Below are 19,791 nucleotides of genomic sequence, written 5' to 3' on the forward strand. Positions count from 1 at the left end.
ATCTTTACTACACAGGCTGTTTGTTCATATAATCCTTAATTTCTTTGATGCCATCAAGGGAATCAAGCAGAATATGCGGCTCAATCACCATAACGAGGCGATTGTCTTCCAGATTCAAGACACCTGTGAAATAGCTTGTCTTTTGATAGGCAGACAAGCCTGCTTGTTTAATCATCTCTGCTTTTACATCTATTATTTCCTTGGCTGCATGAACTAAGACAGCAAATGACAGTTCTTCTGTTTTAATAACAATCAGCCTGTTGTGCTCATTAGACTGCGTTGCCTTATTATACAATACATTTTGCAGATCAATAACGGGAATAAGCTCATCCCGCACCTTCGTAATTCCAAGCACATAAGAAGGCAGCTGAGCTATATTTGTTATATTTTCCTCTTTTTCGATGGATATAACGTGCTTAATGGAAATAGAGTATTCTCCTGAACCAACTTGAAATATTACCGCTTTATCTAAATCCTGTATCATTTATACTTCTCTCGCTTTCTATTAATTTTTTATGTAAATGGATGTTATTTGAAAGTCACTCTAGTATTATTATACTAATTTTATCTTATATCCTCTACCAAAACGACTAAATCTAGCTGTTTTTATCCGTTAATTGACATTATTTCAGTATATCACTCCTGTTATTTCTCCATAATAAAAAGCTTTCCCTTTTAAGGGAAAGCTTTTTATTATTTTGCTGCTGCAACTTCCTCAATAATTGCCACAACCATCTCTGCCAATTTATTCAGTTCTTCGATTGGCATTCTCTCATTTGTTGTATGTATCTCCTCATAACCGACTGCAAGGTTAACTGTTGGAATACCAAACCCACAAATTACATTTGCATCGCTGCCGCCGCCGCTTTGCTGCAATTCACAGCTTCTGCCGATTTTTGCTGCTGCTTTGCGCGCTACTTCCACAACATGGTCTCCTTCGCCAAACTTGAAACCTGGGTACATTACTTCGACATCAACAATCGCTTGACCGCCCATGTCTTTAGCAGCTGTTTCAAATGCACTCTTCATCTTTTCTACTTGAGCTTCCATTTTTTCAGCTATTAACGAACGCGCTTCTGCAAGGATATCCACATGGTCACAAACGATATTCGTTTGCTGGCCGCCTTCGAAACGTCCGATATTTGCTGTTGTCTCACTGTCAATTCTGCCTAAAGGCATATTGGAAATAGCTCTTGATGCAATCGTAATCGCAGAAATGCCTTTTTCAGGTGCAACACCAGCATGAGCTGTTTTGCCAAGGATGGTCGCTTTAATTTTTGCTTGTGTAGGTGCAGCGACAACAATATTGCCGACTTTTCCATCACTATCAAGTGCATAGCCGTATTTAGCTTTTAAAAGGGACGGATCTAGCGCTTTAGCTCCAACCAATCCAGACTCCTCACCGACTGTGATGACAAATTGAATAGTGCCATGCGGGATAGACTGCTCTTTCAAGACAGTGATAACTTCAAGCATAACTGCAAGACCTGCCTTATCATCAGCACCTAAAATAGTTGTGCCGTCAGTTACGACATAGCCATCTTTAATGGAAGGCTTAATGCCGACACCTGGAACTACAGTATCCATATGAGAAGTAAAGTAAATTGGATCTGCTCCCTCTGCATTTCCTGGCAGTGTACAAATCAAATTTCCGGCACCATGGCCAGTTACAGCTGTTGTGTCATCTTCAAATACATCTAAGCCAAGTGCTTCAAATTTGCTTTTCAGCAATGCACAAATCTCTTTTTCATATTTTGTTTCGGAATCTACTTGCACAAGCTCCAAAAACTGATTTAATAAACGTTCGTTATTTATCATATTTCGTTCCTCCAAATAATTACTCACTTTATTAGTATACACCTAAATCAGCAAATGTTTGAATATATTCGCTTTGATTCATGGAAATTTCTTTATAGTTGTTACTTTATGCTTTTCCTAGTAAAATAGAAGGACAAGAATAAGCAGATAAATGGAGGAATTTATGAACAAAAAATTTCAAAAGATCGTCGTGTATTTGATGATTTTTATCATGTTGCTTTCTACTCTAATGATTGGATTGAGCATGCTGTTCTAAATAAAAAATGGCCTGTTATTAAGTGCTGCACCCCAAAAGTTAGAGTTGAAATCTAACTTTTGAGGTGTTTTTTTATGGCTAAATATAGTGGGAATTTCAAACTGAATATTTTTCAAGAGTATTTGAAAAGTGCTTCTTTACATATTTATGCCTTTATCAATTGCTCCATATTCAACAGCTAACGATTCAGCATCCTTACTGGAATCTGTAATCAGCACCTTTGTACCTAAAGGAACAGATTGAAAGATTGACTCAATTGCCTCATTTTGCATCCGCACACAGCCTTGTGACACATAATGGCCAATGGAGGCTGGATTGTTCGTGCCATGAATTCCGTATGTTCTTCCTTCTGTGCCTTCTGCATCAAACCCAATCCATCTTGTGCCTAACGGGTTTTTCGGATCTCCGCCCATAATATCCTTCTTGCGGTAATAAGGATTGATTGCCTTTACAGTCACAGTAAACAGCCCTTCAGGTGTGAGTTCATCCTTTTTTCCTGTCGCCACACTAATAAGTGTCTGCACCCTGTTATCATCCACTAATGCCATTTGATTCGTGCTTTTATTTATAATAACGAACGGGTCGCCCGGCATTGGATTATCGCCAAGCGGCCAAATCGGAGACACAGCCAGCAGCAGACCTGCCAGTAATTTCAGCATCCACACACATCCTTTTTAGTCTAGTATGTGTGAACACTGTATTTTTATACTATAGTTTATTAATAGCTAAATGATAACTAGAATTTATTTGATTTCCCATAACTAGGCCGAGTTAGCGGCTATTACATAGATAGCAAGTCTTTGGGAAAGATTATCATGTCTAATAACCAGTAAAATAAAAAAAGCTGCCTTTTATCAAGACAGCTTTTTACTATTACAGCATTTTTTCTAAAAACTCTTTCGCTCTTGCACTTTTCGGATTTGAAAAGAACTCTGCAGGCGGCGCATCCTCAACGATTGAGCCTTGATCCAAGAACAATACTCTGCTTGCAGCTTCTCTAGCAAAGCCCATTTCGTGTGTAACAATCAGCATCGTAATCCCTGTATTCGCCAATGATTTCATAACTTCAAGTACTTCCTTAACCATTTCCGGATCTAAAGCTGAAGTAGGTTCATCGAACAAAATAACCTCTGGATTCATAGCAAGTGCTCTGGCAATTGCTACCCTTTGCTTTTGTCCGCCAGAAAGACGATTCGGATATTCATTAGCCTTTTCAGCCAAGCCGACTTTCTGCAGCAACTCTTTCCCTTGCTTTTCAGCCTCAGATTTGCTCATACCTTTAACTTTAATTGGTGCATAAGTGACATTTTGCAGGACAGTCTTATGCGGAAAAAGATGAAAGTGCTGGAATACCATTCCGACATTTTCTCTCATTTTTTTAATGTTAGCCTTCTTAGCTGTAACTTCCACATTATCAATGAAAATTTTGCCTTCAGTCGGCACTTCTAATAAATTCAGGCAACGCAGGAAAGTGGATTTACCAGAACCAGATGGCCCGATAATTGTCACTACTTCACCTTTTTTTATTTCTGTTGAGATTCCTTTCAAAACTTGTAAGGAACCGAATGATTTATGCAATTGTTGAACATTAATCACTTCTTCTCATTCTCCTTTCAAGAACCTTCGCAAGCAATGTCAGCACCATTACCATTACATAATAAATTACCCCTGCAAGCAATAATGGTTCGAAATAGGAAAATTTGTCTCCACCCATTATATAAGCCCTTCTCATTATGTCCGTAACACCAATAACTGTAACGATTGCTGATTCCTTCGTTAAAGAAACCGCTTCGTTTATAAGTGCTGGAAAAATGTTTTTCAGTGCTTGTGGAAGAATTAAATCGAACATTGCTTGTCTGTTGCTAACTCCAAGAGCAAGCGCTGCTTCCTTTTGGCCTTTATCCACAGCCAGAATTCCTGCGCGGATAATCTCAGAAATATAGGCAGCTGAGTTTAACCCGAATGACATGATTGCCGCTGCAGCTGGTTCAATTTGCACACCTGTAATTTGCGGTGTGCCGTAATAGATAATCATTAACTGAAGAACAAGCGGCGTTCCTCTGAAAATAGACGTATATGCATCTGCAATCCAGCTCAATACTGGGAATTTGCTAATTTTTAAGATCGATAGGACTATCCCTAATACAAAGCCTAATATTCCTGCAACAAATACGATTTTTAATGTAACGATAATTCCTTTTAATAGAAAAGGAAGGGATGGAATAAACTGTTGAAAATCCAATTCCATACAATGACTCAATCCTTTCAAAAAATAAGAAAACGTTAAAGAGAGTCTCTTTAAACGTTTTTCTTATTTAAGCTATTTATTTATGTTAGTTATCAAACCATTTAACAATTAACTTATCCAACTCGCCGTTTTCTTTCATTTTATTCAATTCTTCATTAAACTTCGCTGTTAAATCACTGTCTTTTGGAAACGCGATTGCAGAACCAGCATCGTCATTTGCTTCTGTTGCAGTAAAGGAGCTTAAAGTATCATCCTTTTTCAAATACCCTTGTGCTACTACATCTTCAATGATTGCTGCATCAAATCTGCCTGCTTTAATTTCTTCCACCAACTGTGGAATACGGTCACGGTTTTCGACTTTCACATCAACTTTTTTTGCGATCTCATTTGCAGCATCTTCTTGAATGGATGCAAGCTGTACGCCGATTGTTTTGCCTTTCAAATCTTCCACGCTGTTAATATTGCTGTCTTTTTTTGTAATAACTAAATCTTGAGCAGTATAGTAAATATCACTGAAATCAACATTTTCTTTTCTTTCAGGTGTAGGTGACATACCTGACATAACTAAGTCCACTTGGCCTGCTTGGATTGCTGGAATCAAACCGCTGAAATCAAAGTCTTTCACTTTAATTGTATAGCCCAGTTTTTCACCAAGTGCATTTGCTAAATCAATATCGAATCCGATAATATCTTCACTTTTTGCTGAATCAATGTATTCAAACGGTGGATAGTCAGCTGATGTTCCCATAATAAGTTCTTTTTTATCAGAAGAACTTCCGCTGTTGCTGTCATCTGTGCTTGTACCACAACCTGCTAGAATTGCTATCATTAACAGCATAAGTGCCATTAGTTTTTTCATAAAGTTTTCCCCCTATAATCAATATGATGTATTTTGCGCGATGTTTTTTCGTTCTCATGAGAGTTATATTCATACAACTATATGCATTTTAACACAAACTAATAATTATTCAATACACTTTATACAAATTCATTTAAAAAAATAATTTTCCAAAAGGATGAATTGAACTACTTTTCTGAAAAAACTTTATAATAAAAGACAGAGGATAATTTCCTCTGCCTATCTTTTACTTATTTTGAAAGTTTATACTTCCTCACAATATTCTTCAAATGCATTTTGCAGTTTCCCGACAACTTCCATTGGATCATGGCCTTCGATTTCATGACGTTCTACCATCTTCACAATTTGCCCGTCTTTTAATAAGGCAAAGGATGGTGAGGATGGTGCATATCCTGTAAAGTATGATCTTGCTTTTTCTGTTGCTTCTTTATCCTGTCCAGCGAAAACCGTTACGAGATGATCCGGCTTCTTCTTATAATGTAGGGAATATCCTGCAGCTGGACGGGCAATACCTCCTGCACATCCGCACACAGAATTGACCATCACTAATGTAGTTCCTTCTTTAGCAAAAGCCTCATCTACTGCCTCAGGTGTAGTAAGCTCTGTATAGCCAGCTTCTTCCATGTCCTGGCGTGCTTGGCGAACAACATCGTTCATGAATAAATTAAAATCGATATTCATTATTTTGCCCCTCCGATTTATTTGATTAAGACATTATGTCCAGTATTTACTTATCTATCTTATTATTATCAATTGACCCGCAACTTTCAATTAATATGTTTTATCTTCTATTAATAGATTGGCGTATTGTCTTTTGTTGTATTTTCTAATCTTTCTTTCAAACGCTGCATAAATCTTCCACATACCAAACCATCAAGCACACGATGGTCAAGAGACATGCACAAATTAACCATATCGCTAATTGCAATCATGCCATCCTTAATAACAGGACGCTTAACAATCGACTCAACCTGCAGGATTGCCGCTTGCGGGTGATTAATAATACCCATTGACTGAACTGAACCAAAGGAACCTGTGTTATTCACAGTAAAGGTTCCTCCCTCCATTTCATGAAGCTGCAATGTACCGTTTCTTGCTTTTGCAGCAAGTTCCGTAATTTCTCTTGCAATTCCTTTAAGGGATTTCTCATCGGCATTTTTGATAACTGGTACAAATAGTGCATCTTCTGTTGCGACAGCTATAGAAATATTTACATCTTTTTTGCGAATGATTTTATCGCCAGCCCATGTTGAGTTAATTTCCGGGAATTCCTTTAATGTTTGCGCAACTGCTTTAACGAAGAAGGCAAAATATGTAAGGTTATAGCCTTCTGCTTTTTTAAAGGAGTCTTTGACCTCGTTTCGGTATTGAACAAGCTTTGTTGCATCGACCTCGATCATTGTCCAAGCATGAGGAATATCTTGCTTGCTCTTCTTCATATTAGCGGCAATCGCCTTGCGCACACCTGTTACTGGAATCTCGATATCACCAGGAACTGCTTGAACATCAACAACTTGAGGAGCTGGAGCTGTTTGCTGTACAGCTACGTGTACTTGCTGCTCTTTTTGCACATCGATTTTTTCTGGTGCAACAACAGGCTGCTGTATCGATTGGCCACTGTTAATAGCAGCTAAGACATCTTTCCTTGTAATTCGGCCGCCTAATCCACTGCCTGTTATCTGGCTTAGATCAATTCCTGCTTCTTGGGACAGGCGCAGTACTGCAGGTGAATATCTTGCTTTGCCTGCTGCAGGCTTTTCTGTTGTATTGCTTGATGCTGTTTCTTTGACAGCAGGAGCTGCTGCTGTCACTTCTTCTGCTCCTTCTACATCAATGATGCAGATGACTTCACCGACTTGCAGTGTATCTCCTTCTCCTGCAATCAGTTCTTTAACACTGCCTGAAAAAGACGAAGGTATTTCTGCGTTGACTTTATCTGTCATTACCTCAGCCAATGGTTCATATTTGTTGACAGTATCTCCAACAGAAACGAGCCATTTGCTGATTGTTCCTTCTGTTACGCTCTCTCCAAGCTTTGGCATGGTAATCTTTTCACTGGACATGTTATCCCTCCTTATCACTCAAATCATTAAAATTCTGCGAGCTTACGCATAGCATTTTCGACTTTTTCCGGGCTGACAATGAAGTGTTTTTCCATCGTCGGTGCATATGGCATAGCAGGAATATCTGGTCCAGCGAGCCTCATGATTGGTGCATCCAAGTCAAACAGGCAGTTCTCTGCAATAATTGCCGCAACCTCACTGATGATGCTGCCTTCTTTGTTGTCTTCTGTTATTAACAGAACCTTCCCTGTTTTAGAAGCTGCCTCAATAATTGCTTCTTGGTCAAGAGGATAAACAGTACGCAAATCCAATACATGTGCAGATATTCCGTCTTGCGCAAGCTTTTCTGCTGCCTGCAGTGCGAAATGTACACATAGTCCGTATGTAATGACTGTAATATCTTCTCCTTCTCTTTTTACATCTGCCTTTCCGATTGGCAGTACATAATCATCCTCAGGCACTTCCCCTTTAATCAGGCGGTATGCACGCTTATGTTCAAAGAAAAGAACAGGATCTGGATCACGAACAGCTGCTTTTAGCAATCCCTTCACATCATACGGTGTGGAAGGCATAACAATTTTCAATCCAGGCGTATTGGCAAACATTGCTTCCACTGATTGCGAATGATAAAGAGCGCCATGAATTCCTCCGCCGTATGGTGCGCGAATAACAATTGGACAAGTCCAGTCATTGTTAGAGCGGTAACGAATCTTTGCTGCCTCTGAAACAATTTGGTTTACAGCAGGCATGATGAAATCAGCAAACTGCATTTCCGCAATCGGCTTCATACCGTACATCGCGGCACCGATACCGACTCCCGCAATCGCAGATTCTGCAAGTGGTGCATCGATGACTCTTTCTTCACCGAATTGTTCATATAAGCCGGTTGTCGCCTTAAATACGCCACCTTTCACACCCACATCTTCTCCTAGGATAAATACCTTTTCATCTCTTTCCATCTCTTCTCTGATGGCCATAGTAACTGCATCAATATATGAAATAACTGCCATTATTTCTTTCCCCCTTAATTCCCGTACACATAATTCATTGAGTCTTCTGGTTTTGCATATGGAGCCTTTTCTGCATATTCAGTTGCTTCATTGATAATTTCCATAATATCAGCATTCAGCTCTTGGTCCATTTCTTCTGTCAGGACACCAACTTCTGTTAAATAATTTTTAAATGTGATAACAGGGTCCTTCGCCTTCGCTTCTGCTACTTCCTCGCGGCCTCTGTAAGTTCTGTCATCATCGTCAGAAGAGTGAGGAGTTAAACGATAAGAGACTGTCTCAATAAGAGTCGGTCCTTCCCCTCTTCTTGCTCTGTCAACTGCTTCTTTAGTGACACGATATACCTCAATTGGATCATTGCCGTCCACTGTATATCCTGGCATGCCATAACCAATGGCTCTGTCTGACACATTTTCGCAAGCTAATTGCTTTTCGATTGGAACAGAGATAGCATATTTGTTATTTTCACAAACGAAAATGACTGGGAGTTTATGTACTCCAGCAAAGTTCGCACCTTCATGGAAATCTCCCTGGTTGGAGGAACCTTCTCCAAAGCTGACATAAGTTACAAAATCTTTCTTCTCAATTTTACCAGCCAAGGCAATGCCCACAGCATGTGGAACTTGTGTAGTTACAGGTGAAGAACCAGTTACGATGCGGTTCTTTTTCTGTCCGAAATGTCCTGGCATTTGTCTGCCGCCTGAGTTAGGATCTTCTGCTTTAGCAAACCCTTGCAGCATAATTTCTCTTGGCGTTTGTCCGAATGCAAGCACAACACCTAAGTCTCTGTAATACGGCAATGAATAATCTTTAGCTCGGTCAAAGGCGAATGCCGTACCTACTTGCGCTGCCTCCTGGCCTTGGCAAGACACAACGAAAGGAATTTTTCCAGAGCGGTTTAAAAGCCACATCCTTTCATCGATACGTCGTGCTAATAGCATATATCTATACATTTCAAGTACTTGCTCATCTGTTAATCCTGCATTTAAATGGCGCTTTTCTACCATTTGATTACCTCCTACATTTCCTTGTCTCACTTTTTTATCTCCAGCTATTTGCGTCATCCGTGTATCTCCTTTCCATCAACTGCTAATGCAGCCTCTCCGATTGCTTCAGATAATGTCGGATGAGGGTGTATCGTTGCTCCTATTTCCCATGGAGCGGCATCCAGTGTGGCAGCTAGCGCTGCTTCTGAAATCATGTCAGTAGCATGAGGTCCGATAATATGAACACCTAATATATCATCTGTTTGCCTGTCAGCAATTATTTTGACAAAGCCTTCCGGTTCGCCGTATACTAGGGCTTTTCCGACTGCCTGGAAGGAGAATTTCCCTTTTTTAATTGTAAATCCTGCATTTATTGCTTCTTCTTCTGTATATCCAATACTCGCTATTTCTGGACTAGTATAGATACATTTTGCGATTTTTTTGTAATCTAGTCGCTCTGGCTGCAATCCTGCAATATGCTCGACAGCCTTTATCCCTTCATGGGAAGCAACATGAGCCAGCTGAAGTCCTCCAATAACATCGCCAATCGCATAAATATGAGCTTCCTTCGTCTGGAAATTCTCATTTACCTGTATGGTATTATTGTCGAAGATGATTTCTGTATTTTCCAATCCCAATCCTTCCACATTGCCGATTCTGCCGACTGAAACAAGCAGCTTTTCGCCTGAAAAGAACACCTTTTCACCCTTTATTTCTGCTTGAACAGTGACATGCTCATTTTTCTCCAGCGTTTCAGGCAATACTTTTGCACCTATGACAACCTTGACACCTTTTTTCTCCAGCTGCTTCTTCAGTTCAAGGCGAATATCTTTATCCTCTGTTGGCACAATTGTGTCGCTGTATTCTATTAAGGTCACATCTACATCAAAATCAGCAAGCATGGAAGCCCATTCTACACCGATGACACCGCCGCCGACAATAAGGATTGATTTTGGAAGTTTATCCATTTTTAATGCTTCTTCTGAGCTGATAATCAACTCTCCGTCAATCTCGAGTCCGGGCAATGTATTAGGTCTTGAACCAGTAGAGACAATCACGTTTTTAGGAAGCAGCATCTCGTTTTCTTCTCCGTTATTCATCTCAACAGAGATAGTCCCTGGAATGGGAGAGAATATAGATGGACCGAGAATTCTTCCTTTCCCTTCATATACGTCGATTTTCCCTTTTTTCATCAAATACTCGACACCTTTATGCAGCTGGGTGACAATACTATTTTTTCTTGCTTGAACCTTTCCAAAATCAAAGCTCACATCATTCACAAGCACACCGAAGTCCTCGCTTCTTTTAGCCGTTGAATAAACCTCTGCACTTCTCAGTAAGGCTTTGCTTGGGATACAGCCATTATGGAGGCATGTACCGCCGAGTTTTCCTTTTTCGACTATGGCTGTTTTTAAACCTAATTGGGAAGCGCGGATTGCCGCAACATAACCGCCTGTCCCGCCTCCTAAAATAACTAAATCATATTCGTTAGCCACTATATTCACTCTCCTAAAAAATCACTTTATGTTATATGCTTTTGCTTGCTCTTCCCCGCGAAGAACACGTAAACATCCATTTGCTAATGATTGCATATCATTTTCACCCGGGTATGTGAACACATCTGCTATCCATTTAGTCCGTTCGACAATTTCGTCCACAAGCATCGTGCTGTAAGCCATAACCCCTGTCAAGATGATTGCATCAATTCTGCCGGCAAGAACAGTACTTGCACTGCCAATCTCTTTTGCAATCTGATAAGAAAGTGCATCGAAAATGAGCTTATCCTGCGTGCTGCCTTCCTTGATACCGGCTTCTAATTGACGGAGTTCCTTTTTGTGCAAATAGCTGTTTATACCTGCGTGGTACAGCAGCTGCTCTTTCATTTCCTTATAGCTGTATTTGCCGGAATAGCAGAGGTCGACCAAATCACCATGTGGAAGACTTCCAGCTCTTTCAGGGCTGAAGGGCCCTTCTCCGTTCAGACCATTATTAACATCAATGACTTTTCCGCACCTATGTGCTCCGACCGTAATTCCGTCTCCTAAATGGGCTACTATAAAATTACAATCCTCATAGGACCTGCCAAGCTCCATCGCAGCCCTTCTGCCGCTTGCTTTATGATTTAATGCATGAAAGACACTTTTTCTGGAAATAAGGGGATATCCTGATATTCGGGCAATGTCTTCAAGTTCATCAACCACAACTGGATCAGTGATAAAAGCAGGGATATTTAATCCCGCGGCAATCTCCGCTGCTATTAATCCGCCAAGATTGGAAGGATGCTCTCCTCTTTCGCCTGCCTTAAGATCTGCTATCATCGCACTGTCCACCATATATGTTCCGCCTTCAATCGGCTTTAACAAGCCGCCTATTCCGGCAATTGCGTCAAGCCTGGAAAGATTAAATCCTTCAGATAGAAGAAAATCCAGAACCTTCTTCGTCCTTGCAGGCGCCTGGGCAGCGATGTTAGGATAATCTGCTGTATCCTCCTGCATGATAGATTGCTCAAAGATTGGCACTTCATTTTCATATAGGGAAATAACTGTTGATTCGGATTTAGGGTTTATGACTAATATTCGATGTTTTTCCATCATCTTTGATAATCCTCCCTGTCCAGACAGTTTTTATTTGTTAGTTCAAATGATATTTTTCCAATTTATAATATAAATTCCGGACAGATAAGCCTAGCTTCTTCGCTGTTAACGTCTTGTTTCCATCAAGCTTTGCCAATGTACGCTCGATAATAACTTTTTCATATTCCTCAACAAGCTCAGAAAGCGGTTTATCTTCTGGTTCTAGAAGGATTGCATTCTGACTGTTGTCAGCAGTGCTGCTTGAAAAAGCGAGATCAGCTTCTTTAAGGATTGTTTTCTGTCTATCTATTTTTGCAAGTGAATGAAAAACAACAGCCCGCATTTCTCTGAAATGATGTTCAAACGGGAAGCTTTGCAATGCTTCTATTGCAGTCTTGTCAACAGAAGCAACACAGCTGCCATACTCCTTATTGGCTAGTTGTATCCATTCCTTCACCAGTGGAGCTATATCCTCTTTCCTTTCTTTAAGGGAAGGGAGATGAATGCTCGTCTGCAGCAGTTCATAATATAGTTCCTGCAGAAACAAACCTTTCATCATTGCCGTTTCCACATTAACAGAAGCGGAGAGAACTAAACGGTATCCGGCAGTTTCATCTTGATTGGAACAGATGAGATGCAGCTTTTTTTGCTGCTCCATAGATAGATCTGTAATATTTTCCATATACACCGTACCTGAAGGCTGCAGGGAAGTATCTTCACTTCTAAGCATTTCCAAAAACGCTGAAACTTTTTCCTGCTCTTGCAAACAATCAATAGCAGTAAATGCTTGATATCTTCTCTTCCCCTCATTATGGATGGCATTTGCAAACATTTTCTTGCCAGTACCGGCAAGACCACGCAAAAACACGATATAATCCATATCAGCTGCTATTTTCCCCTGCTGCACAGCCATCTTCATCCGCGGGGACTCTGCTGTAAAGTCTTCAAACCGGCTTTGTGCTTCTAATGTACGAATAATTTTTCTAGATTGCTCAAGCTTCTTCCTTAGTTCCGCCTGCTCTATATCATAATCAATAAACAGAATACAGCCCTTCCATATCCCATCGATCAAGTTAGGAATACATCTAATATTTCCTTCTATTGAAGGTCCTGCCACTTTTTGCACAACAGTCCTTCTAGTCTCCATCGTCTTTTTGCTCACATTACTGAGCTGTTCCTTCCATTCCGCTTCAGCAGAACTGTCTTTCTTTAATAAATACTGAAACTTCTCATATGCAGGATTTTGCAAGATAACTAACAGATTTTCATCCATAATCACAAATGCTTGTGATGCGTTTTGCAGTACTGCCTGCATTCCCTGTTGTATGTATTCATCAACACGCCAATCCTCTTCCAATGCCCTATCCTGCTGAATAATCGCAGCTGCTCCAAGCAATTCTCCATCCTTGTTTACAAGGGGAAAACGGGACACATGCACGGAAATATGTTCAGACAGACGGAATAACTTTCTGATTTCTGCCTTTTTCGTCTGGAGCACTCTCATCAGCTCTGCTTTAGGAAAGACATCAAGAATATGCGCATCCTTCGCTAACGGCCTTTTGTTCTGATGTGCAGCAAGCGTGCTTGCCTGCTGGTTGTAATAAACAATTCTTCCTTGTTTATCAATGAGCACGACCGCTTCTTTTAAGTCCTGAAAGATCGATTGTTCTGTTGATTGATAGGATAAATCCATTTGCAAAAACCTCACTTTTTGCATAATCATAAAATATTAACCGTGCAATTTATTTCATATCTATACTATAAACATATTTGCAATTCCATGCAAATTTTTTCTCGATTTTTATGTATTCTGATAATTTATTCAATTTAAACGCTTACATTTTTTACATAAAAAAGGTACCTGCATTAGTAGCAGGAACCGCACAGTCCTATTTAGAGGATGCCTGAAGAATTTGCATAGCTTGAACTGGTTCATCCGTAATAATAGCGGACGCTCCGGCTTGGATAAACTCTGTCATTTTCATTGCATCATTAACGGTATAAGGCCTAACACTTATGCCAAACCTTTCAGCCTGCTCCACCATTGGAATGGTGATCCTTTTGTAATTAGGATGAATTCCTTTAGCCTTGATTGCTGTTGCATAAATCCATGGCTGATATATTCTATCTGAAAGCAGTGCGGCTGTTTCTATTTCTGGGGCAATTCGGTGGCTGAGCACCATGCTGTAATGATTAAAGGAAGAAAAGATAATCCGGTCACCTAATCCAAACTCAGAAATAAGATTAATTGTTTTTTCTTCCATGCCATCATATGGGACATTATTGTTTTTAAACTCAATATTGCATAATAAGGAGTTGCCCTGCATCCATTCAAACAGCTCTTTTAATGAAGGTATCTTTTCGTTAACACCAGCAAATTTATAAGAAGCTTGTAATTTCCTTAACTCACTAAAAGTATGTTCTGCAACAAATCCAGTTCCATTTGTCGTGCGGTCCACTGTTTCATCATGAATGATGACTAATTCGCCATCCTTCGTCATTTGCACATCCAGCTCAATTCCGTTCGCTGAAGCCTTCTCTGCTTCCGTGAAAGCTATCATCGTATTTTCAGGAAAACGGGCAGAATAACCTCTGTGAGCAAATATCAATGTCATATACACACACTCCTAAACTAGAAATTGTGTTGATAGTAAAACAGACTCTAACGAAAGTTAGAGTCTGTTTTTGTTGAAAGTTAATTAAGCTTTAGTAACGTTAGCAGCTTGTGGTCCGCGTTGTCCTTCTTCTATGTCAAAAGAAACTTCTTGGCCCTCATCCAAAGTTTTGAAACCTTCAGATTGAATAGCACTGAAATGTACGAATACATCTTGTCCTTCTGAAGTTTCGATGAAACCAAATCCTTTTTCAGCGTTGAACCATTTTACTTTACCTGTAGCCATTTTTGTTTCCTCCTATGTGCTTCACACACTATGTATTACTATCCTTGCTCTTCATAAAAAATAAAGAATGTTCTATCCTAACTATTTACTTCGAACAAAAATAAGTCTCCTTTATAGTAACAGGTTAAACATGGGAAAGCAAATCTTTACAACAAAGTTTACAAAAAGAATGAAAAATTTATGATTTCTTTATACTTTCCGACTGATTGTCATTTTCGTAATCCTTCTAAAAAATAATCTTGCAACGATAAAGATGAGCCAATACAAAATATAACCCATCTAAACACGAATAATAATATTCCATCTAACTTAAACTTAGAAACAATAAAGCTTGGTATTATACGGCTTTAAAATTAGTTCGTTTCATTGCGCTCTCGGCCACTTTGCTTTCCGCGGGGAGAAAGATGAGCCTCCTCGTCTTCGCCTGCTGGGTCTCATCCTTCCCTCTATTTCCCGCAGGAGTCGAGTGACCTCCGCTCGATTCCACTAAGATTTTTAATTATTGTATATAATCGAAACAAAAAAACCAAACTATTAATCAATAAATGATAAAAATAGTTTGGTTTTGATTCGTATTTTACATACTTGTGTCCCAGCCTGTTAAAATGATCTTACATCAACCAAGACAGGAAGATTGGTAATGTAATTAAGGAAAGGATGGCACTGAGGACAAAGGAGGACGCTGTTTCAGCTTCCAATGTCTCAAACCTTGTTGCAATCATCGCAGCTACTGCTGAGCCTGGGAAAGCAACCAATAAGATTGCATTTGTCATATCTGTTTTAGATAATCCCATCATTAGAGCAATCAATACCATTGCCAACGGATGAATAATCGCTTTTATGAAGGCAATGCTGATAGCAGTTTTGCTGAATTTAATATTGCGGATACCAATTGTTACCCCAATCGCAAATAAAGCTGCACCAGAAGTGATAGAACCAATTTCATCTAAGCTGTCTGCTAGTATATCTGGTGAATGGAAGCCGCAAAGAATTAAAACGACACCAAGCAACGGCACGCATGCAAGCGGTTCAGACAATCCATGCAGAATAGATGAAACAGTCACTTTCCATAAGCTTTGTCCCTTTTCCTTCGCATTGGTGCTTGACTGGCCAATAGTTCCGATAATACTAGCCAATGGATCAAGAAGTGCATTAACTACTACACCAGTTATCGCAATAGGGATTGCAACTGCATCCGCCCCAAATATACTTCCTAATACTGGTATACCCATAAATGCAAATGATGGCTGCGTAGAATTTAATGCAAACATAGATGCTGGAGTTGTTGATGTTTTAAATACAAAACGTGAAATCAGTAAAAGAACTACATAGAAACCGATAATACCTATGAACATTGTGACAAAGAAAGGCCATTTATCGATAAGTGTTTGTTTAGAAGTTGTTGTAATTCCGACAAATAAATGTGCTGGCAACGCAAACTTTGTAACAAGTGTGTTCAAGCCTTTAGATGAAGCAGCATCGAACTTTTTAAAATACCCTGCCAAATAACCTAAAATAATGACAAAGAAAATTGGTATTAATATAATAAATATTTGACCTATACCCATAATTTAAATCCCCCAAATGTTATCCAAAGCGTATCAATACGCTCAAAAATTGTGCTAATAAACTCTACTTAACCTATTTATTAAGTAGGTTTTAATTCTTCAAAAAATAAGTGAGACTGCTCTTTAGGGTAAATCCGGCTTTTAATCCGTATTACTAAGATTAAAAGCCTCCCTCTTTAAAGCCTTATTTCTTTCAACAATACTTACATTGCTTCAATATCTTTATATACTGGATACCACATAGCATCCTTCACAGCTTCCTCCACATTTGCAGGAATATCTTGTGCAACTCCATCTTCAATGGCTGCTTTAGCAACAGCAACTGCTACTTCATAGGAAACTTCACGAAGCTGAGAAACACTTGGCAGCAATGAAGCTCCATCTTTGCTAGTATCACAAAGCTTTGCAACTGCATCTGCAGATGCAATGAACATGCTGTCTGTAATTAATTTAGCTTTTACTACAATCGAACCAAGACCAAGGCCTGGGAATACAAAGGCATTGTTTGATTGACCAATTTCATAGCTAATTCCTTTATATTCAACAGGCTCAAATGGGCTTCCAGTAGCGATTAACGCTTTTCCGTCTGTCCATTCAATCAGGTCTGATGGAACTGCTTCGGCTAGATGCGTTGGGTTTGACATCGGCATGATGATTGGACGCTCAACATGTTTTGCCATTTCTTTAATGATTGCTTCTGTGAAAGCACCTGCAACACCTGAAGTACCAATCAAAATGGTCGGCTTCACTTGTTTAACTGTCTCCATTAATGAAATAATGCCATTTTCTTTTTCCCAGCCTGCAACTTCTGCTTCTGAACGTACATATGGTTTTTGGAAGCTCAAAATACCGTCCATGCCATCTGTCAACAGACCTCTGTGATCAACAGCCCAGAATCTTGCACATGCTTCTTCTTCTGTCAAACCTTCAAGAACCATCGCATCTTTCATTTGGTCTGCGTTACCAATACCGGCAGCTCCTGGTCCAAACACTAATACACGTTGATCCTTTAATGATTCATTTTTGATTTTTAATCCTGAAAGAATACCTGCTAACGTTACTGCTCCAGTACCTTGGATGTCATCATTGAATGTTAAAACTTTATCTTTATACTTCTCAATAATATGGCGTGCGTTCACATTACCGAAATCCTCCCAGTGCAGCAATGCATTCGGGAACATGTCAAGTGCTTTTTCAATATAAGCATCAATGAACTGATTATACTTTTCACCACGAATTCTTTCATGGCGGTTACCGATATATAATGGATCGTTAATTAGCTTTTCATTGTTTGTACCTGCATCAAGCACTACTGGCAATACACGTTTTGGGTGGATACCTGCAGCTGCTGTATATACAGCCAGTTTTCCAATTGCGATATTGATTCCGCCGACACCCCAGTCACCAATACCTAAAATGCTCTCAGAGTCTGTTGCAACGATTAAATCAATATCGTCTGCTGAAGCACCAGTATTCGCAAGTGCTTCCTCAATTCCATCTAAATCATTAACAGACAGGTAAACACCACCTGGACGGTGATATTCGTGGCTGTATTCTTGGATGGATTGACCAACAGTCGGTGTGTAAACAATCGGCAGCATTTCGCTCAAATGATCTGTTAACAATCTGTAATATAAAACCACGTTGCGGTTGAACAAATCATTTAATGAATTGTTTTTCTCCAGATTACTTGATTTGGAAGCAAATTGCTCATATGCTCTTTTTACTTGCTCTTCAAGCGTCAAGACCGCTGGAGGCAAGATACCGTTAAGGCCAAGCTCCTCTCTTTCTTTTTCTGTAAAGGCAACTCCTTTATTAAGCAATGGATTTGCAAGGACATCCTTACCTTTTAATGTTGTATGAATCGAACCGTCTTTTTCTAAGAAAATAACTTTGCTCATCTTCTATTCCTTCTTCCTTTAACTTGGTTACTAAAAGTTAACTGGTTAATTTACGTTACAGATTCTACTCCCCTATTTTTTCTTCGTCAACGGTCACTGCCACACAATTGTCACAAAACCATTTATTGAAAACGTTTTATATGATATTATGTAAGTAAGGCTGATTTTTTTAATTATTTAACTATGTTATTTATAATATATTGGTTATCATTAATAACTAAAAAAATGAGGATGAAGGAAATGAGCGAAGAAAAGACTCCGCGCAACTTAAGCGAAAAGGTGGAGAAGCTGTATCAATTCATCAGCAAAAAGTGGACTGGACTTATTATTCACGCATTAATGGATGAACCGAAGCGATTTAGTGAAATTCACAGCTTTATTCCAGATCTCAGCAAACGCATGCTGAATGAAAGAATTAAGGATCTTGAGCATCACGGCATCGTCATACGCAATGTTATTACAGAGAGACCGATACGAACGGAATATTCTTTGACAAAAAAAGGCCATGAACTCGGCAAAGCATTGGATGCAGTGGAATTATGGGCTAAAAAATGGATGTGAACAGAGACCGGGTTTTCAACACGGTCTCTTTTTTTACTTTTTTTATTTACATAAAGATATTCGGCTGATTTTTTTACAAATTTACTTGCACGAAATGAACATATTCAGATTTTGAAACAATTCTGAATCATAACCCGTATATAACTTATACTCATTAAATGGTCTGGAGGAAATAAAGATAATATGCAGATTAGAATTGCTGTTTTTTTTGTCTTAAGCTTATTTTTGTTGGCAGGATGTTCACTTGAAGTAAAGCGATCAGAAGAATTTAAGATTACAGATGATGAAGAAAAAAGCAATGCTGATGAAATAAAGGAAATGGATTATATTGACACGACCCATAAAACAATCGATGGCTTGATTGATGAATTAACTGCGTTAAAAAGGAATAATGAAGAAAGTATCCTGTCTAGTGACTTAGAAACTTTGCCAACAATCTATAAGGAAAAAGAAGATTTGCTGACAGATAAACAAAGATTCCAATACAGCAGTACTATGCTCGCAATGGACGGTGCACTAGAAGAGGTCGAAACCATCCATTCATTAACGCAAGAAAGCCTACATACGAAAGATACTAAAAAGCAGGAAGAACTGCTTAACATGCTCGATCAAACCATTTATAATCTTGAGGCAATTATTGAAGTATTAGAAAATGAGCGGAATTATTAGAACAAGAAGTATTCTTGTGTCTTACTTGACTATTTTATTTCAGAAAAAAGCACTTCCCATTAATAAATAGGAAGTGCTTTTCTTCATTTACCTAATAGATTAGTGACAATCTTTATTAGGAAGCCTTATGCTCCAATCTCAGCTTATCTGCCACAATCGCGATAAATTCTGAGTTCGTTGGTTTTGCTTTGGACATGCTGACAGTGTAGCCGAACAGGGTGGAGATGGAATCGATGTTGCCTCTGCTATTATTCGGAATCTCTTAAATAAATCCATATTCAAAAAGCAAAAAGTTCGTGTTTTAAAATATAAATTTTTTCATCTCATATGTATTTGTTGGTTTATAATAATATATTTGTTGCATTACATTAATTATATT

General features: G+C 39.1%; 20 protein-coding genes and 1 pseudogene. 3 read left to right on the forward strand and 18 right to left on the reverse strand.

Translation table 11 applies throughout. From position 1 onward, the window contains the following. Nucleotides 1–7 precede the first annotated feature (7 nt). Nucleotides 8–484, reverse strand: a complete 477-nt coding sequence (locus tag ACLIJJ_RS03145; RefSeq protein WP_245399879.1) for a chemotaxis protein CheW — start codon at nt 482–484, stop codon at nt 8–10. A gap of 209 nt (nt 485–693) precedes the next feature. Then, complete coding sequence (locus ACLIJJ_RS03150) at nt 694–1,818, reverse strand: tripeptidase T (protein WP_233313244.1); 1,125 nt, start codon at nt 1,816–1,818, stop codon at nt 694–696. A gap of 163 nt (nt 1,819–1,981) precedes the next feature. On the opposite strand from ACLIJJ_RS03150, the gene prli42 reads away from it, so the two are divergent. After that, on the forward strand, nt 1,982–2,074 hold the full coding sequence (gene prli42 / locus ACLIJJ_RS03155; protein ID WP_233313242.1) for a stressosome-associated protein Prli42: 93 nt from the start codon (nt 1,982–1,984) through the stop codon (nt 2,072–2,074). 137 nt (nt 2,075–2,211) lie between these two features. On the opposite strand, the gene ACLIJJ_RS03160 is transcribed toward prli42, so the two are convergent. The 15 genes from ACLIJJ_RS03160 to ACLIJJ_RS03230 all read right to left on the reverse strand — a co-directional run bounded on the left by ACLIJJ_RS03160 (nt 2,212) and on the right by ACLIJJ_RS03230 (nt 18,182). Further along, entirely contained in the window at nt 2,212–2,733 is a 522-nt protein-coding gene (locus ACLIJJ_RS03160) for a L,D-transpeptidase (protein WP_233313238.1), read from the reverse strand. A gap of 214 nt (nt 2,734–2,947) precedes the next feature. Continuing rightward, nucleotides 2,948–3,670, reverse strand: coding sequence for an amino acid ABC transporter ATP-binding protein (locus ACLIJJ_RS03165; RefSeq protein ID WP_233313237.1), 723 nt, complete (start codon nt 3,668–3,670; stop codon nt 2,948–2,950). Further along, the gene (locus ACLIJJ_RS03170; protein WP_233313235.1) at nt 3,663–4,322 is read right to left on the reverse strand and encodes an amino acid ABC transporter permease; all 660 of its coding nucleotides are present in this window, start codon (nt 4,320–4,322) and stop codon (nt 3,663–3,665) included. Before ACLIJJ_RS03170 ends, ACLIJJ_RS03165 begins: the two co-directional genes overlap by 8 nt. Before the next feature lie 85 nt (nt 4,323–4,407). Next, entirely contained in the window at nt 4,408–5,181 is a 774-nt protein-coding gene (locus ACLIJJ_RS03175; RefSeq protein WP_233313234.1) for a transporter substrate-binding domain-containing protein, read from the reverse strand. Between the two features lie 243 nt (nt 5,182–5,424). After that, nucleotides 5,425–5,862: a BrxA/BrxB family bacilliredoxin gene (locus ACLIJJ_RS03180; protein ID WP_341077700.1), complete on the reverse strand. Its 438-nt coding sequence runs from the start codon at nt 5,860–5,862 to the stop codon at nt 5,425–5,427. Between the two features lie 110 nt (nt 5,863–5,972). Beyond that, nucleotides 5,973–7,244, reverse strand: coding sequence for a dihydrolipoamide acetyltransferase family protein (locus tag ACLIJJ_RS03185; protein ID WP_411410538.1), 1,272 nt, complete (start codon nt 7,242–7,244; stop codon nt 5,973–5,975). A gap of 26 nt (nt 7,245–7,270) precedes the next feature. After that, nucleotides 7,271–8,254, reverse strand: coding sequence for an alpha-ketoacid dehydrogenase subunit beta (locus ACLIJJ_RS03190; RefSeq protein WP_233313230.1), 984 nt, complete (start codon nt 8,252–8,254; stop codon nt 7,271–7,273). 14 nt (nt 8,255–8,268) lie between these two features. Then, nucleotides 8,269–9,261 carry a thiamine pyrophosphate-dependent dehydrogenase E1 component subunit alpha gene (locus tag ACLIJJ_RS03195; RefSeq protein WP_233314714.1) on the reverse strand — a complete coding sequence of 331 codons (993 nt, stop codon included), beginning with the start codon at nt 9,259–9,261 and terminating at the stop codon, nt 8,269–8,271. A 53-nt stretch (nt 9,262–9,314) separates the two neighbouring features. Next, the gene (lpdA, locus tag ACLIJJ_RS03200) at nt 9,315–10,736 is read right to left on the reverse strand and encodes a dihydrolipoyl dehydrogenase (protein WP_233313229.1); all 1,422 of its coding nucleotides are present in this window, start codon (nt 10,734–10,736) and stop codon (nt 9,315–9,317) included. A gap of 21 nt (nt 10,737–10,757) precedes the next feature. Continuing rightward, nucleotides 10,758–11,831, reverse strand: a complete 1,074-nt coding sequence (buk, locus tag ACLIJJ_RS03205; RefSeq protein WP_233314713.1) for a butyrate kinase — start codon at nt 11,829–11,831, stop codon at nt 10,758–10,760. 40 nt (nt 11,832–11,871) lie between these two features. Further along, nucleotides 11,872–13,506: a sigma 54-interacting transcriptional regulator gene (locus tag ACLIJJ_RS03210; protein WP_411229278.1), complete on the reverse strand. Its 1,635-nt coding sequence runs from the start codon at nt 13,504–13,506 to the stop codon at nt 11,872–11,874. 196 nt (nt 13,507–13,702) lie between these two features. After that, entirely contained in the window at nt 13,703–14,428 is a 726-nt protein-coding gene (locus ACLIJJ_RS03215; protein WP_233313227.1) for a glycerophosphodiester phosphodiesterase, read from the reverse strand. An 84-nt stretch (nt 14,429–14,512) separates the two neighbouring features. Further along, nucleotides 14,513–14,713 (reverse strand): cold-shock protein, encoded by a 201-nt coding sequence (locus tag ACLIJJ_RS03220; protein WP_127737529.1) that lies wholly within the window; start codon nt 14,711–14,713, stop codon nt 14,513–14,515. A gap of 611 nt (nt 14,714–15,324) precedes the next feature. Then, nucleotides 15,325–16,281, reverse strand: a complete 957-nt coding sequence (locus ACLIJJ_RS03225) for an AEC family transporter (RefSeq protein ID WP_233313226.1) — start codon at nt 16,279–16,281, stop codon at nt 15,325–15,327. Nucleotides 16,282–16,484: 203 nt separating this feature from the next. Then, nucleotides 16,485–18,182, reverse strand: coding sequence for an NAD-dependent malic enzyme (locus ACLIJJ_RS03230; RefSeq protein WP_233313225.1), 1,698 nt, complete (start codon nt 18,180–18,182; stop codon nt 16,485–16,487). 240 nt (nt 18,183–18,422) lie between these two features. On the opposite strand from ACLIJJ_RS03230, the gene ACLIJJ_RS03235 reads away from it, so the two are divergent. Beyond that, nucleotides 18,423–18,743: a winged helix-turn-helix transcriptional regulator gene (locus ACLIJJ_RS03235; RefSeq protein ID WP_233313224.1), complete on the forward strand. Its 321-nt coding sequence runs from the start codon at nt 18,423–18,425 to the stop codon at nt 18,741–18,743. 183 nt (nt 18,744–18,926) lie between these two features. Beyond that, nucleotides 18,927–19,412: a hypothetical protein gene (locus ACLIJJ_RS03240; RefSeq protein ID WP_411410539.1), complete on the forward strand. Its 486-nt coding sequence runs from the start codon at nt 18,927–18,929 to the stop codon at nt 19,410–19,412. 115 nt (nt 19,413–19,527) lie between these two features. Here the strand turns inward: ACLIJJ_RS03240 and ACLIJJ_RS03245 are convergent. Next, nucleotides 19,528–19,659: pseudogene (locus ACLIJJ_RS03245) on the reverse strand (sporulation initiation factor Spo0A C-terminal domain-containing protein); the annotation flags it as partial. Nucleotides 19,660–19,791: the final 132 nt, after the last annotated feature.

Origin of the sequence: Niallia laureatilytica (assembly GCF_046613985.1) — a bacterium.
Classification (GTDB): domain Bacteria; phylum Bacillota; class Bacilli; order Bacillales; family Cytobacillaceae; genus Niallia.

Bases quoted from the DNA above. Each gene is read 5' to 3' on its own strand.
- ACLIJJ_RS03145 (WP_245399879.1), bottom strand. From the start codon at position 484: ATGATACAGGATTTAGATAAAGCGGTAATATTTCAAGTTGGTTCAGGA.
- ACLIJJ_RS03150 (WP_233313244.1), bottom strand. From the start codon at position 1,818: ATGATAAATAACGAACGTTTATTAAATCAGTTTTTGGAGCTTGTGCAA.
- prli42 (WP_233313242.1), top strand. From the start codon at position 1,982: ATGAACAAAAAATTTCAAAAGATCGTCGTGTATTTGATGATTTTTATC.
- ACLIJJ_RS03160 (WP_233313238.1), bottom strand. From the start codon at position 2,733: ATGCTGAAATTACTGGCAGGTCTGCTGCTGGCTGTGTCTCCGATTTGG.
- ACLIJJ_RS03170 (WP_233313235.1), bottom strand. From the start codon at position 4,322: ATGGAATTGGATTTTCAACAGTTTATTCCATCCCTTCCTTTTCTATTA.
- ACLIJJ_RS03175 (WP_233313234.1), bottom strand. From the start codon at position 5,181: ATGAAAAAACTAATGGCACTTATGCTGTTAATGATAGCAATTCTAGCA.
- ACLIJJ_RS03180 (WP_341077700.1), bottom strand. From the start codon at position 5,862: ATGAATATCGATTTTAATTTATTCATGAACGATGTTGTTCGCCAAGCA.
- ACLIJJ_RS03185 (WP_411410538.1), bottom strand. From the start codon at position 7,244: ATGTCCAGTGAAAAGATTACCATGCCAAAGCTTGGAGAGAGCGTAACA.
- ACLIJJ_RS03190 (WP_233313230.1), bottom strand. From the start codon at position 8,254: ATGGCAGTTATTTCATATATTGATGCAGTTACTATGGCCATCAGAGAA.
- ACLIJJ_RS03195 (WP_233314714.1), bottom strand. From the start codon at position 9,261: ATGGTAGAAAAGCGCCATTTAAATGCAGGATTAACAGATGAGCAAGTA.
- buk (WP_233314713.1), bottom strand. From the start codon at position 11,831: ATGGAAAAACATCGAATATTAGTCATAAACCCTAAATCCGAATCAACA.
- ACLIJJ_RS03210 (WP_411229278.1), bottom strand. From the start codon at position 13,506: ATGGATTTATCCTATCAATCAACAGAACAATCGATCTTTCAGGACTTA.
- ACLIJJ_RS03215 (WP_233313227.1), bottom strand. From the start codon at position 14,428: ATGACATTGATATTTGCTCACAGAGGTTATTCTGCCCGTTTTCCTGAA.
- ACLIJJ_RS03220 (WP_127737529.1), bottom strand. From the start codon at position 14,713: ATGGCTACAGGTAAAGTAAAATGGTTCAACGCTGAAAAAGGATTTGGT.
- ACLIJJ_RS03225 (WP_233313226.1), bottom strand. From the start codon at position 16,281: ATGGGTATAGGTCAAATATTTATTATATTAATACCAATTTTCTTTGTC.
- ACLIJJ_RS03230 (WP_233313225.1), bottom strand. From the start codon at position 18,182: ATGAGCAAAGTTATTTTCTTAGAAAAAGACGGTTCGATTCATACAACA.
- ACLIJJ_RS03235 (WP_233313224.1), top strand. From the start codon at position 18,423: ATGAGCGAAGAAAAGACTCCGCGCAACTTAAGCGAAAAGGTGGAGAAG.
- ACLIJJ_RS03240 (WP_411410539.1), top strand. From the start codon at position 18,927: ATGCAGATTAGAATTGCTGTTTTTTTTGTCTTAAGCTTATTTTTGTTG.